This is a genomic window from Enterococcus sp. DIV1420a (assembly GCF_051712165.1).
Lineage (GTDB): Bacteria > Bacillota > Bacilli > Lactobacillales > Enterococcaceae > Enterococcus > Enterococcus faecalis.
The window spans coordinates 1252451-1265930 of record NZ_JBIOOI010000001.1; the positions used below are offsets into that span (position 1 = coordinate 1252451).

Sequence of the window (13480 nt, forward strand, 5' to 3'; positions counted from 1 at the left end):
ATTAAAAAACTCCAAAAATCTCCATTTTTCTTGACAAAAATGTAAGCGGATGCTAAACTTTTTTTGGAGTAAAAATCCTAAAAAATATAAAAGTGGAGGTTTGTGGAGTTTGAACAAAGCAAAATTCTTAGAAGCAATTTCAGGCGGTTTAATTGTTTCGTGTCAGGCGCTACCTGGTGAACCATTTTATACAGAGGAAGGAGGTTTAATGCCATATTTTGCATTAGCAGCTAAAAATGCTGGAGCTGTTGGTATACGTGCAAATTCTGTTCGAGATATTAAGGAAATCAAAGAGAAAGTTTCTTTACCGATTATTGGCATAATAAAAAGAGCTTATCCTCCTGAAGAGCCATTTATTACAGCAACTATGAGAGAAGTAGATGAATTAGTTGCTATTGGTGTGGAGGTAATTGCTTTGGATTGTACTTTACGTAAACGTCATGACGGCTTATCTATTAATACTTTTATAGAAAAAGTAAAGAAAAAGTATCCTCAACAACTATTAATGGCTGATATTTCTACTTTTGAGGAAGGAAAGAATGCTTATCAAGCTGGTGTGGATTTTGTTGGTACAACCTTAAGTGGCTATACAAAGGAGAGCAAAAAACAAAATGGCCCAGATATGAAATTAATTAAACAATTAGTACAAGAAAATATTTGTGTTATTGCTGAAGGGAAAATTCATACACCTGAACAAGCAAGACAAATTAAAAAGCTGGGTGTTGCAGGAATTGTCGTTGGTGGTGCAATTACACGACCACAAGAAATTGCTAAAAGATTTGTCGATGCATTGAATAAGGAGGAAAAAGATGTTTAAGAAGTTTTCACAATTAGGTCGCGCATTTATGTTACCGATTGCAATCTTACCAGTAGCAGGTTTACTTTTAGGCCTTGGTGGTGCTTTAACAAATGAAAGTGCAATGAATGCGTATCCAATTTTAGAACAGCCATGGATCCATACAGTATTAAGTATTATGAGTTATGCAGGAAATGCTGTCTTTACTAATTTAGCATTGATTTTTGCTATAGGTATTGCTGTAGGGTTAGCAAATGGGGATAAAGGAACAGCAGGTCTAGCCGGTGGAGTATCTTACTTAGTGTATACAGCAACGATAAGCGGATTTCTTGCGTTATTTTCTGCTAAAGATGCAACTCTTGATACTGGTGTTGTCGGATCTATTGTAATTGGAGGAACTGTTGCATTTCTACACAATCGATATCGGAAAATTGAACTACCGCAATTTTTGGGTTTTTTCGGCGGATCGCGTTTTATTCCAATCATTTCTAGTTTAGCGGCAATTATTATCGGTTCTTTCTTTTATTTAATTTGGCCACCAATTCAAAATGGATTAGCAGTAGTTGGAGAACATATTGCACAAATGGGAAGTCTAGGTACTTTTTTGTATGGATTTTTACTTCGTTTGACTGGCGCAGTAGGATTACATCATACTATTTATCCACTTTTTTGGTATACGTCTTTAGGAGGTACAGAAAGTGTAGCTGGAGTTACTGTTTCTGGTGCACAAAATATTTTCTTTGCGCAACTAGCTGATCCAAACCATACAGGACTATTTACTTATGGTACTCGTTTCTTTGCAGGTAGATTCGCGACAATGATGTTTGGTTTACCAGCCGCTTGTTATGCTATGTATCGTGCTATACCTAAACAAAATCGTAAAAAGAATGGTGGACTTTATTTTAGTGGTGGCTTGACTTCATTTTTAACAGGGATTACTGAACCAGTTGAATATATGTTTTTATTTGTAGCCCCATGGTTATATATAATTCATGCATTCTTAGATGGTCTATCTTTTTATTTTGCTGATATTTTAAATATCCGAGTAGGAAATTCATTTTCTGGTGGATTAATTGATTTCTTATTATTTGGTGTACTCCAAGGAAACGATAAGACAAATTGGCTGAAATTAATTCCTTTCGGAATTGCTTGGGCAATTGTTTATTTCTGCGTATTTACTTTCTTCATTAAGAAATTTAAAGTAGCTATTCCTGGAATGGGAGAAGAGTTGCCAACGACTACTGAAAATAAATTAAATAAAAAAACATCATTAAATGATGAAGCTCAAATAATCATTAAAGCTCTTGGTAGTAAAACCAATATTGAATCCGTTGAAGCTTGTGCTACTCGTTTACGTGTAGCTGTTGTAAATGGCCGAATGGTTGACAAAGAAACTATTAAACAACTAGGTGCTACTGCTGTTTTTGAAGTGAATGGTGGTATTCAGGCAGTTTTTGGCGGTAAAGCTGATTTACTTAGTCAAGAAATTAATCAAATTTTAGAAATTGAGAATTAGGAGATATCTTATGTTTAATCTATTTAAAAAAAAAAAACAAGAAGGAATTTCCATTACTGCTCCTTGTTCAGGAAGGATTATCCCTATTTCAGAAGTAAATGATCCAATATTTTCAAAAAAAGTACTTGGAGAAGGATTTGCAGTTGTTCCCGAAGGTAACAAAATATGTGCTCCTTTGACTGGACGAATTGAAGCTATTTTTCCAACAAAGCATGCAATTAGTATAAAAAGCGATGCAGATATTGAGTATTTAATTCATATTGGTATAGATACAGTTGAATTGCAGGGTAAACCTTTTTCAATTTTTGTTAATACAGGAGAGAAGGTTACTACCGAAACATTATTAGCCGAAGTTGATTTTGATCAAATTAGACAAGCAGGAAAAGATCCATCTGTCATAGTTGTTTTTACTAAACCTGAACAAGTTAATGAAGTCATCTTAAATAGTTATACAGCTATATATGGTGATTCGTGTGGTAAAATTATACTTTGATGTAGAGTTAAGTATGTTATCGGATTAAATTTAAATGAATAAGCTAGATATTAAATCCGTGATGCGACATAAGTTATTATATAGAATAGTTAGACATATTAATAGGTATTAAAATTAAAGTATCTATTAGTAACTGTTCATTTTGAAGTATTACAGATTAATTTTATAGAAAATACAAGAATTGAATATATCGTAATGTATTTATAAAATTTAGAATAAAAATCTTTGTAAGGAAAAATAATAGCATCCTTAGAGACGTAGGCATCTAGAATTGATCAGCTAGGAAGCGAGTCAGAGCTTGTTGTGTAAGTTGCTTTATAAATTAGATTACTCAATTGTTGAGTGGTCTTTTTTTATGAAAAAAGACCGCTAGAATATGGGTTCTAGCGGTTAGGTAGCAAAATTATGTGTCAAAGTAACTGAATATTATTAAAAGGAGTTGCTACCTTAAAGGGAGTATAACAGATACTAATTAAAATGAACAGGTATTGTTTAAAATAGTTTTTCCAGAAAGGGTTATTCATTCTAGTGGTCTGTTTTCATACAAAAAAACCGCTAGCATTGTCTACTCTACTAGCGGCTAGGTAGTAATATTTAGTTTTAAATACACTTTCGAAATATGAACTGAAGTTATAAAGGGAATTACTACCCAATAAAAATATACCAAATAAACTATTCGCTGTCTTTAAAAGTCTATATGCCATGGACAGAATTTTTAGATAGGAGGGATGACATACCGGATTATTACAATAAAAAATACTATCTAAGTTTAATACGGCTTGAAGCAAAAAAGCGCATTGAAAAGGGAATTTATTGGTACATAGCTTTAAATGAAGTTCATATTGATAGTGCGCGGATTAAAGGTATTCAACGCTTAACAAACGAAATAATTGTTGATTTAGAACTGGCCTCACGCTAGCCAAAATTGATTGTTATAAGTTGATGTATTGTAGGTAAATTAACCGTTGAATGGAAGGTAACTTTACATATTTTATTCATAGATTTAAAATAAAGGTGGCTCAATAATTACCTATAGTTTTGTGTTCACCCCGAGAAAATAACTTTGTTCATGCAAGGCTATTTTTGGTGTGAGTTTAGTTAATAATATGATATATTTATTTCATAAAATGATGCATACACACCACCACTCACTATCAACTAGAATAGTGAGTGGTGGTGTGTGATTGGATCCCTAGCTCAGTGGGTTAGAGCGTCCGGCTCGCTAGTTCGAATCCATCAGGGTCCATAAGTATTTGTCCAACAAATTGAGAAAATATTTACAAAATATGTAAAAGGGGTTATTATAAAAACAACCTAACAAAGTAAAACCTTTTTCATTTTAACTCCTTTTCTAAAGGAATAGGCTGGAGCTTGGGACATAAGTTTCAAAAACCATAAAACAGAAGACCAAAAATCTTTTTTACGATTTTTGGTCTTCTGTTTTTATTATTATTGGAGTAATCTTTCTTAGTTATAGGCATGTTCAGGCTATATTTCCTTAAGTTAACTGCCATTAACGCAAAACCAATTTCATTATGTGTCTGTTGTTTTAATCGGACAGAGAACCGAGTAAAACCTAAACAAGCCTTCAGATGTCCGAAAGCTGGTTCAACGTCAATTTTTCGTCGATGGTAGATTCTATTCGTTTCTTCTTTTGAAAATAACTGTTGAATCGTTGTTTTAAAATATTCCCAGTTCATGTTCTTTTGAATCTCACGATTCTTGTCACTTTTCGCTTTTGTACACTGGTTTCGAAGAGGTAAATTTGAGTAATCTTCACATTCATAGCACTTTAAATATCGTTTAAATCCATATTTATCTGTACGAATAGAATAATTTCGAAAGTTCATTTTCCGACCAACAGGACAAAGAAACGTATCTTCTAATTCCTGATATAACCAATTTTTGGAAAGAATTGGGTTTTATTTGATTTTTTTCTTTTGTTCTCTATGATATATAGCATACGTAATGAGGGGGATCCGTTCATGGTCTTCTAAAACAGCCTGATAATTTTCTTCCTTGCCATATCCCGCATCTGCAATAATATAGGTTGGTAACTCAAAGAAACGCTCTTTTAAAGTCATTAAAAAAGGGCGTAGTGCCCGTGTATCCGTTGGATTTGGGAAAAGATCGTAACCTAAAATATATTGACTATTTGTAGCAATTTGAAGATTATAGCCAGCTTTCAACCGACCATTTTTCACATGGTCCTCTTTCATACGCATAAAAGTGGTATCTAAATCTGTTCTAGAGTAGCTGTTTCGTTGACTTAAATTCTTTCTATGATTTTGATAAGTAGCTTTTCTTTCTTTTAAATTCTGAAATAGTTTAATAATTTTTTAGGGAACTTTTCGCTTCGTACGAAACGTTTTTCTAGTGTGTCCCTCTTTTTCCTGCCCAATTTTTTCTGTAAATTTATCTACGATTTGAACAAGCTGTTCTTCAATTTTCCCTAATTCAGAGACAGATAATTTTTTTGGACTCCTGTTCAATTTCAGGAATAATTTCATTTTTTACCAATTCATCATAAATAAACATTGATTTTTCAGTAAGACTCTTATCAAAGTTATCAATCGATTTTTTCCAAATGAAGGTAAATTTATTGACATTAGCTTCAATCTTTGTGCCATCAATAAAAATAGCTTCTTCATCAATTAATTGTTCCTTGACCAATTGGCTACGGAAATGGACGAAACACTCCCGAAGGAGTGCATTCACTAAAGGGTTCACTCGAAAACGATTAATGGTTCGATAACTAGGTTGATACTGTTGTGTGAGCCACATCGTTCGAATACTGTCTTTCATCAATGCTTCAATCTTGCGATCAGAAAACACGAATTGCGTGTAGGCGCACAAAATCATTTTCATCATCATTTTTGGATGATAAGAAGAAGGCCCTGTTTGATGGTAAAAAGGGAGAAACTGCTCCTCAGTAATACTTTCAATTAACGCATCTATGGCGAACACGATATCATTTTTTTCTAACTTAAAACTAAAATCTAGAGGAAGAACGACTTGATTTGTGGTATAATTTTTAAACATAAGAACACCTCACTATTTTATTTGTTTAGTCACTTTTATTTTGGCAAAGGTGTTCTTATGTTTATGCAAAAAAATGATCCAGATACCATTCAATCTGATTAATTGGTATCTGGATTTTTTGTTAGGACTTATGTCCCAAGCTCCTTTTTTTGTGTATGTGTACAGAATGATTAATTATTAGGGGACAATTAAGTTATGCAAAATAGTTTTATTTATCCACAATGCTTTAAATATTTAAAGTGCTTAAATCATGTTCAAGCATATCTAATGAATATCTATGAGAATATAATTTAGCTTGTACATATATGAAATTAAAAGAACTAGAATTATTATTTGTTGAGTTTCTGTGCAATACCAATTGGTTATGGTTGTTTTTATATTTACAATACAGATCAAAATTATCCATAAAATATAGAAGATTGATAATGCTATATACGTCTGTATAATAACTTATATCCAATTGTTGTGTATTATAGAATCCAGGGGTACCCATGATAATGGAAGGTGGATTCCACTGCTTCAGATCGTAGGAAAATTCAAAATCAATCAAAGAAATTTCCATTCTATCATCAATTAAAACATTATCGAATGATATATCTCTATGAATAATATCATATTTTTCATGGAGTATTTTTATTATTTCAATTAACTTCAAAATAACAACCATTATTTCTTTAGAGGATAATATTTCTTTGTTCATATACTGGAATAGAGATATCTTGTTTAAATATTTTATCACCAAAAAATAAGAATTATCTAAATAAAAATCGTCGACAAACTTTGGGAAATGGTTTTCTGAACTGATTTTTAAAAGACTTCTCTTTTCTAAAGATAAAAGATTTATCGTATCTACATTATAAATCGTTAAATCTCCTTGATTCATACCTTGTTTTAATAATACTAATTCGTTTCTTTTTAAGTCAAGACATTGATATATTCCCCCTTTACCTGTTTTTTTTATAACTTTTAATAGTAGTAAGTGTTTAGGAAGTTCTTTTAACCTAGGGATATAGTAATCCTCTACAGGTACATTTATATCATTTGGAATAGTTTTATCTCTAGGATCAATATAATTAGAATCTGTAACTATTTCTCCATACCTGTAATTAACTACAGAACTTAACATATATCTAAAATCTGAAGGTATCTCAGGAGATAAGTCTGATTTAAAAATTAATTCTAACTCATTAAGTATACAAAGAAATTCAGTATTGTTGTTTGGATAGATAGTAATAAGTTTTCCAACTTGAGAATATCCCAATGCACCAGTATTTTGGATGTCGAACTTGGCTAAAGTAGAAACGATTTTGAAATCAATTTTTTTAATCTCATTATATTTAAAGAATTTTTCAGCTATATTTACGGCATTATTAGTATTTGCACTTAAATGAATCTTGAAACCTTGCTTTTTTATGTTTTTTTTTGGGCAGTATTTATAGATCCAATGATCTGTACCAGATGACTGTAATCCATATTTACGTAATAAATTCAAATAGGTTTCATGTTGCTTTTTTACTCGATTTAAATAATTCATATTAGAAATCCTTTGCCATATATTTTCTTATTATCGTTTAATGCCAATACATAGAGTGAATGAGCATATACATTTATTAATAATTTCACTTCAATCCCTTCCTGTAATAATAATTCTGATAACATGGAGATACTATAACGTTTTTCTCTTTTACTATGGTATGATAAAATTATAAAATCATAAAATAATTGGGAGGTTTTTGGTGTGAGATTGCGACTATCCTTATAGGACTCAATAAAACTTTTTAAAATATTCTGAATTTTCTTGTCAATGTTTCTTTCAGTCATTTTGTGTTTTTCTCCTTTAAGTAAGATTTATTTAATTATACATTAGAATAGAGGTTTAGTAATGAAAAAAAATATATTAGAAATAAAAGATGTAAGCCTTAAGTATGGAGAAGCATTCGCGATAAAAGATATCAATCTTTCTATTTCTACAGAAGAAATAGTAGCGTTAGTTGGACATAATGGAGCAGGTAAATCAAGCTTGTTCAATATTATTGCGGGGATTCAGGATCCAACGAATGGTTCTGTTAGTTTTAATCAAGATTTTATAGAAAAACGATTGTTTGCAACTATAGGTTTTTCACCACAGTCTCAAGTAATGGATTGGTATACAAATGTTTGGGATAATGTTTATTTAGGTAGTCAACTGGCTGGAATAGACACTAAAGCAGGGAAGAGATTGACTGAAGAAGCACTAGATTTATTAAATATCTTGGAGTTAAAAGACAAACCTGTAGATGCGTTGTCTGGTGGACAACAACAGCGTGTACAAATCGCACGTGCCATTGTCCACCAACCTGATTTCTATTTGTTAGATGAACCCACAACAGGATTAGATGCAGAAACTTCAAATCGCTTATTGTTATTTTTAAAGAGAGAAGCAGCTAAGGGTAAATCAGTTTTTATATCTTCGCATGACTTACACTTATTAGAAGAATTTTGTAATAAACTAGTATTAATTGACAAAGGAAAAGTTTTGTATGAAGGAGATTTAAAAAAATTCTTAATCGAAAATGCTCCTAAAAAGAGTTACAAGATTACTATTGATAGATTACTTAATAAGGAGGTTATTGATCAGTTGAAAGGAAAAGGCATTTCTATAGCTGGATTAGAAGACTATCAATATAGATTTATTTTAAATCAGAACAGTGATTTAACACAATTGTTTATGGATACAAAAGAATATTTTAGAATAGAAGAAATTGTTAAAGAGACAATGTCATTAAGAGATTTGTACATTCATTATAGAGAAGGGGGTCTTTAAAATTGATGCCAAATCAATTTAGGAAACAGAATTATTTAGGGATAAAAGGATTAAAAATTATCATAAGAAACGAGCTAAATGCTTTCTTAAGAAATAAAGGGTTGATCATTTCACAATTAGTTCAACCAATCTTGTACTACATTTTTATTGTTTTAGGAATCAATAATTTCGTGACTAAAATAGAATATGAGGGAAAGACAATTTCTTATGCTGATTATGCTTTAACTGGTATTTTGGGTATATTGATTATTTCACAGATGACGCAAACAATCTATCGGATTACTATAGATAAAAGATATGGGTTATTGGCTTTGAAACGTCAAAGTGGTGTCTCTCCGTTTTATTATATTATAGGAATGAGTATGTATCCTACTATTGGAATATGTATTCAATCTATTGTGTTGTATATAATTGCTACTTTATTTGGAAGCGCAATAGGTTTAATCAATTACTTAGAAGGGATAATAGTTGTCCTAATTATTTTGTATTTTTGGACGTCTATTGCAGCATTAATTACTATGAAAATTAATGATTATCAACGAAGAGATTCAATTATTTCATTTATTATTACTCCATTAGGTTTCACAGCTCCTGCGTTTTATTTAATCACAAATGTTCCAACATTTATTAAAGTTATTGGTTATTTTAATCCGCTAACTTATCAGTTATGTGCAATAAGATCTGTAATATTTGCTACAACTACGAATAGTTTTTTTAGTGTTATGTTGGTATTTTTGACTACGTTGATTATGATAAGTATTTCATCATTTGCTGTATCTAAGATGAGTTTAGTTCTAACAGAACGATAGAAGGTGATTGTTTGAGAATCTTACGAATCTTTTTAACCAATGATCGAAATTGTATAATCATAACTGCACTAAGTGAGACAGGAACGTATTCTCTATATTATTCGTTGTATCCGTTTGAAAAGGAAACTTTAATATATGAAAGCTCTTCTATGTTAGTTCTATTAGGTATAAAGAAAGGAAGGCTTATTTATAAAGAAAAGAATCAAGTGAATAATTTTAATGTACCTAATTGCAATGCGATTGGTTTTCTAGATAACGTAAAATCACTTGACTACAATACCTTACTATACGATACCTATAAAGATTCAATTTTGTCTGTTGCGGAGGAAAAGGGAGGGAATATAGCATTCGTCAATCAAGAAAAGTTAAATATTCCAGTTCATTTTATAATAAAAGACGCTTATTTTCTTGATCAAAAAACATTGATTATTTTATGTAGTACAACATTGAACAGTTCAATGTTTCTTTTTTACAGTATTACTGAAAGAGAATTAAATTATTCAAAGATAAACAATCAGTTCGTTTTCCCTCTTCCTTTATTTAAACATCAAATTATTGGTGAAAAAAAAGTTCCTTGTTTAACTCATACTAATAGAGAAAACAACACGATTCTTATATGTTTGCATGGAGGACCAAAATATCATTATAATCATGAATATTTGGATATACTTTTTGATTTCTATAGTAATTTCAGTAACATATGTTTGGTGAACTTTCCTGGAAGTACGGGGTATAATCAAAAATATGAGAATGAATTAATAGGTCAAGGAGGGGTTGTTGATATTGAAGCTGTAAAATCAGTTATTAGTTATTATGACTCTCATGGATTTAAAATAAAAATATACGGCGAAAGCTATGGAGAGTACATTGCAATCTGTCTCTCTCAGTATATTCATTTTAATATAACAAGAATAGTATCTGTTAGTGGGTTTACAAATTTATTTTATATGTATTTGTTTTCAGATTCGAGGAAACTTATTGAACAATATTTCTCTGATTACAAGAAGTTTTCTCCAGAAATAAGTCTAAAAGCAAAGGAATTGATTCCAATAAGATTTCTTAATGGAGATAAAGATACAACATGTCCAATTTTACAAGTGAAATATTTTATAAAAAAGTACGAGAAGATGCAATTAAGTGTTTTAGAGGATTTTTCTCATTATGAAGTGAACTTTAAAAAAGAAAAAATCAGAAATGAAAAAATAATCAGACTATTGAAATAATTAAATGAAAATATTAACATATAATTATAAAAATAATGGAGGTGCAGTGTTATGTCTAAAGAATTGATGAAATTGGTTGCAGATTTACAGGGAAACATGGATATTGTTGGTGATTTTATGGATAGTCCTGAAAGCGTTTTGGACAAATACAATGTACAAGGCAAAGAAAGAACTGTGATGTTAGCAAAAGATAGCGAAGGGTTGAATAAGTTAGGATTTTCTGCACAATTAGTTGAAGGAGCGTTGTCTGGCGCTCACAGTCAGCGATGCAATGGAGGTCTATAAATAACTATATTGTTCATATTTCCGCCAACTTATATAGTTACTAAAATTTCAATTATGATGTGAATATAGATGTAATAACTAGCTATGTAATGTCAAATAAGAGTTTGTGGTAGAACAACCGAGTGAACAAAAAGGAGAATAAATCTATGAAATTACGTGATGTGCTTTTGAGTAGTTAATTAAATAAAATCAAAAGTCTAGAAAAGAGCGATTTCAATGGATTGATGTGTATTTTTCCTGAGTTTAGAAATCAGAGGATAGTCCTAGACTATCCTTTTTATATGCTCTTTTATTGGGAAGAGAGAAGGGGAACCATGGAAAATTTATCAATTAAACTTATAAATGTTCGAAAAAACTTCGATGTAAAAGAAGTAATAAATGTACAAGAATTAACAGCTTACGAAAACAATCGTATTGGTATTATTGGAGATAATGGAACAGGAAAGTCGACCTTATTAAAGATAATACAAGGAGAAATAGCACCGGAAACAGGGGATATTCAACGAGAAATATCCTTCAGTTACTTTTCACAAATTTCAAGTGTAATCAATACCAGTGATTTAGAGAGTGTGGATTGGGAATTAGCCAGTCGTTTTAACGTACCGAATAATGAAACGAGTACATTGAGTGGGGGGGAAGAAACCAAGTTTCGTTTAGCCCAAGTTCTCTTCACATACAAAATGGGTTTGCTTCTGGATGAGCCAACAACTCATTTAGACCGCAATGGAGTTGATTATTTAATAGAAGAATTGAGATATTATTATGGTACACTTATTTTTGTTAGCCATGATCGTTACTTCCTCAATAAATTAGCAACAAAAATTTGGGAGGTGAAAGATGGTCAAATTACTGAGTACATTGGAAATTATGATGCGTACAAACAGCAAAAAGAAATTGAAGAATTAGAGCAAGATCGATTAAATGAAAAATATATAAAGGAAAGAAACAAGTTAGAAGTTGCTATTTCAAAAAAAAGGAGCAGGCAGCTAAATCTGAAAAAGTATCATCCAAGAAGAAAAAACAGAATGTTCGTCCTGACCGTTTGTCTTCCTCGAAACAAAAGGACACAGTACAAAAAAGTCTTAATAAATCAGCAAAAGCAATGGAGTCTCGTTTAGCTAAGTTAGCTGAACCTATTCAACGTAAAAATAAAAAACAAATTCTATTTCCGAAAGTTAAATCAGTGGAGATTCATAATAAGTTTCCTATACGTGGAGAGGGGATTTCTTTAAAAAAAGGTGAAAAATGTTTACTTGAAAATTGTGACTTTCAATTTTCGTTGAATAAGAAGATTGCTATCATTGGAAATAATGGTGTTGGAAAAACAACGCTTTTAAATCATATAATATCAAATGGTAAAGGAATTATTCTTTCACCTAAAGTCGTCTTTTCAGTGTATCGTCAGATGGATTATAAGTATAATGAGTCAGAAAACGTTATTAATTACTTAAAAGAAAAAACTTCTTACTCAGAATCAGTTGTTCGAAGTATTTTAAGTAATTTGGGATTTACTCAAGAAGAAATCGGCAAATCAGTGAACGTTCTAAGCGGAGGTGAATCAACAAGGCTTTCTTTAGCCTTAGCCTTTATCAAACCTTCTAATATCATAGTTTTGGATGAACCAACCAATTTTATAGATTTGACAACGATTGAGGCACTGGAAGAATTAATTGAGGCATATACAGGAACTATTTTATTTACTTCTCACGATTCATATTTTGTTGAGAAACTAGCCGATGAAGTATATTTACTAGATCATAAACAATTGAAATTGAATTGATCTAATAATTGTTAATTTAAAAATTACTGATTTTCCTATTCTAGTTCAATTGTGAATGATAGGGAATTAGTAGAATTAAAAGAAGCACCATCATATATGATTGATGATAAAAATATAAGAAAGAAAAATTTTATCAAAGATGAGTATGATAACTAACCCAATAATCAAGTAGAGGCATGCCAAAATTTTGGCTGCCTTTTTTCTTGCCATTTTACTTTTTGTAAATTTTGTTCGGATTCCTAGTGCACATTTTTGTTTCTATGTTCCATATACTCCTTATATAGTGTTTTTTAACTAACAAATGGTAGATAGTTATTCTAAATAAGAAAGTTTGTTATTAAAAATAAGTTTATAAGATTAGTGTTAATTTTAATGGTATGATAGTCATAATAATAATATAAAATAAAAACATTATACAAGAAAGGATGATTTTTATGTTAAATAATCACTATCAAAAATTCGTAAATATGCATTGAAAATGGAATCATCTTATTTTATATAATTGCTGAGATGTTTCACCCACAAAATTGCTCGAATCGACTAATCATGAAGTAATTGAAACCTCTAATCATGCTATGGCAGACTAACTTGTATACAAGGCAGGAGAACAGCTACCTTTGGATCTTCTTCTATTATTAGTAAAAATATAGTTGCTAAGACAAATATTCCTATATTAGTTGACATAGAAAAATTTCATGGTGGTAACTACTTAAAAAATATATGGAACTTAGCA

General features: G+C 30.8%; 10 protein-coding genes and 2 pseudogenes. 9 read left to right on the forward strand and 3 right to left on the reverse strand.

The annotated features are described in order from the left end of the window. The first annotated feature begins 109 nt into the window (after positions 1 to 109). The 4 genes from IGI80_RS06330 (at position 110) to IGI80_RS06345 (ending at position 3724) form a co-directional block, all read left to right on the forward strand. Positions 110 to 817: an N-acetylmannosamine-6-phosphate 2-epimerase gene (locus IGI80_RS06330; protein ID WP_438722948.1), complete on the forward strand. Its 708-nt coding sequence runs from the start codon at positions 110 to 112 to the stop codon at positions 815 to 817. Next, on the forward strand, positions 810 to 2312 hold the full coding sequence (locus IGI80_RS06335) for a PTS transporter subunit EIIC (protein ID WP_438722949.1): 1503 nt from the start codon (positions 810 to 812) through the stop codon (positions 2310 to 2312). Before IGI80_RS06330 ends, IGI80_RS06335 begins: the two co-directional genes overlap by 8 nt. Positions 2313 to 2322: 10 nt before the next feature. Continuing rightward, a complete protein-coding gene (locus IGI80_RS06340; RefSeq protein ID WP_438722950.1) occupies positions 2323 to 2805 on the forward strand; it encodes a PTS sugar transporter subunit IIA in 483 nt (160 codons plus the stop codon). 697 nt (positions 2806 to 3502) lie between these two features. Further along, positions 3503 to 3724, forward strand: coding sequence for a hypothetical protein (locus tag IGI80_RS06345; RefSeq protein WP_438722952.1), 222 nt, complete (start codon positions 3503 to 3505; stop codon positions 3722 to 3724). Positions 3725 to 4190: 466 nt separating this feature from the next. Here IGI80_RS06345 and IGI80_RS06350 read toward each other — a convergent pair. The 3 genes and pseudogenes from IGI80_RS06350 to IGI80_RS06360 form a co-directional block, all read right to left on the reverse strand. Next, a pseudogene (locus IGI80_RS06350) lies at positions 4191 to 5847 on the reverse strand (IS1182 family transposase). A 226-nt stretch (positions 5848 to 6073) separates the two neighbouring features. Then, positions 6074 to 7381 carry a protein kinase domain-containing protein gene (locus IGI80_RS06355; RefSeq protein ID WP_438722954.1) on the reverse strand — a complete coding sequence of 436 codons (1308 nt, stop codon included), beginning with the start codon at positions 7379 to 7381 and terminating at the stop codon, positions 6074 to 6076. Beyond that, entirely contained in the window at positions 7378 to 7668 is a 291-nt protein-coding gene (locus tag IGI80_RS06360) for a hypothetical protein (protein ID WP_438722956.1), read from the reverse strand. Before IGI80_RS06360 ends, IGI80_RS06355 begins: the two co-directional genes overlap by 4 nt. 61 nt (positions 7669 to 7729) lie before the next feature. On the opposite strand from IGI80_RS06360, the gene IGI80_RS06365 reads away from it, so the two are divergent. The 5 genes and pseudogenes from IGI80_RS06365 (at position 7730) to abc-f (ending at position 12747) form a co-directional block, all read left to right on the forward strand. Further along, positions 7730 to 8650: an ABC transporter ATP-binding protein gene (locus tag IGI80_RS06365; RefSeq protein ID WP_438722957.1), complete on the forward strand. Its 921-nt coding sequence runs from the start codon at positions 7730 to 7732 to the stop codon at positions 8648 to 8650. A 5-nt stretch (positions 8651 to 8655) separates the two neighbouring features. Then, positions 8656 to 9459, forward strand: a complete 804-nt coding sequence (locus tag IGI80_RS06370) for an ABC transporter permease (RefSeq protein ID WP_438723417.1) — start codon at positions 8656 to 8658, stop codon at positions 9457 to 9459. Between the two features lie 104 nt (positions 9460 to 9563). Next, the gene (locus IGI80_RS06375; RefSeq protein ID WP_438722958.1) at positions 9564 to 10682 is read left to right on the forward strand and encodes an alpha/beta hydrolase family protein; all 1119 of its coding nucleotides are present in this window, start codon (positions 9564 to 9566) and stop codon (positions 10680 to 10682) included. A gap of 51 nt (positions 10683 to 10733) precedes the next feature. Continuing rightward, positions 10734 to 10967: a hypothetical protein gene (locus IGI80_RS06380; protein WP_438722959.1), complete on the forward strand. Its 234-nt coding sequence runs from the start codon at positions 10734 to 10736 to the stop codon at positions 10965 to 10967. Between the two features lie 314 nt (positions 10968 to 11281). After that, positions 11282 to 12747 (forward strand): annotated as a pseudogene (gene abc-f / locus IGI80_RS06385) (ribosomal protection-like ABC-F family protein). The last annotated feature ends 733 nt before the right edge of the window (positions 12748 to 13480 follow it).

Excerpts from the sequence above, each read along its gene's own strand:
- IGI80_RS06335 (WP_438722949.1), top strand. The coding sequence starts at position 810 with ATGTTTAAGAAGTTTTCACAATTAGGTCGCGCATTTATGTTACCGATT.
- IGI80_RS06340 (WP_438722950.1), top strand. The coding sequence starts at position 2,323 with ATGTTTAATCTATTTAAAAAAAAAAAACAAGAAGGAATTTCCATTACT.
- IGI80_RS06345 (WP_438722952.1), top strand. The coding sequence starts at position 3,503 with ATGCCATGGACAGAATTTTTAGATAGGAGGGATGACATACCGGATTAT.
- IGI80_RS06355 (WP_438722954.1), bottom strand. The coding sequence starts at position 7,381 with ATGAATTATTTAAATCGAGTAAAAAAGCAACATGAAACCTATTTGAAT.
- IGI80_RS06360 (WP_438722956.1), bottom strand. The coding sequence starts at position 7,668 with ATGACTGAAAGAAACATTGACAAGAAAATTCAGAATATTTTAAAAAGT.
- IGI80_RS06365 (WP_438722957.1), top strand. The coding sequence starts at position 7,730 with ATGAAAAAAAATATATTAGAAATAAAAGATGTAAGCCTTAAGTATGGA.
- IGI80_RS06370 (WP_438723417.1), top strand. The coding sequence starts at position 8,656 with ATGCCAAATCAATTTAGGAAACAGAATTATTTAGGGATAAAAGGATTA.
- IGI80_RS06380 (WP_438722959.1), top strand. The coding sequence starts at position 10,734 with ATGTCTAAAGAATTGATGAAATTGGTTGCAGATTTACAGGGAAACATG.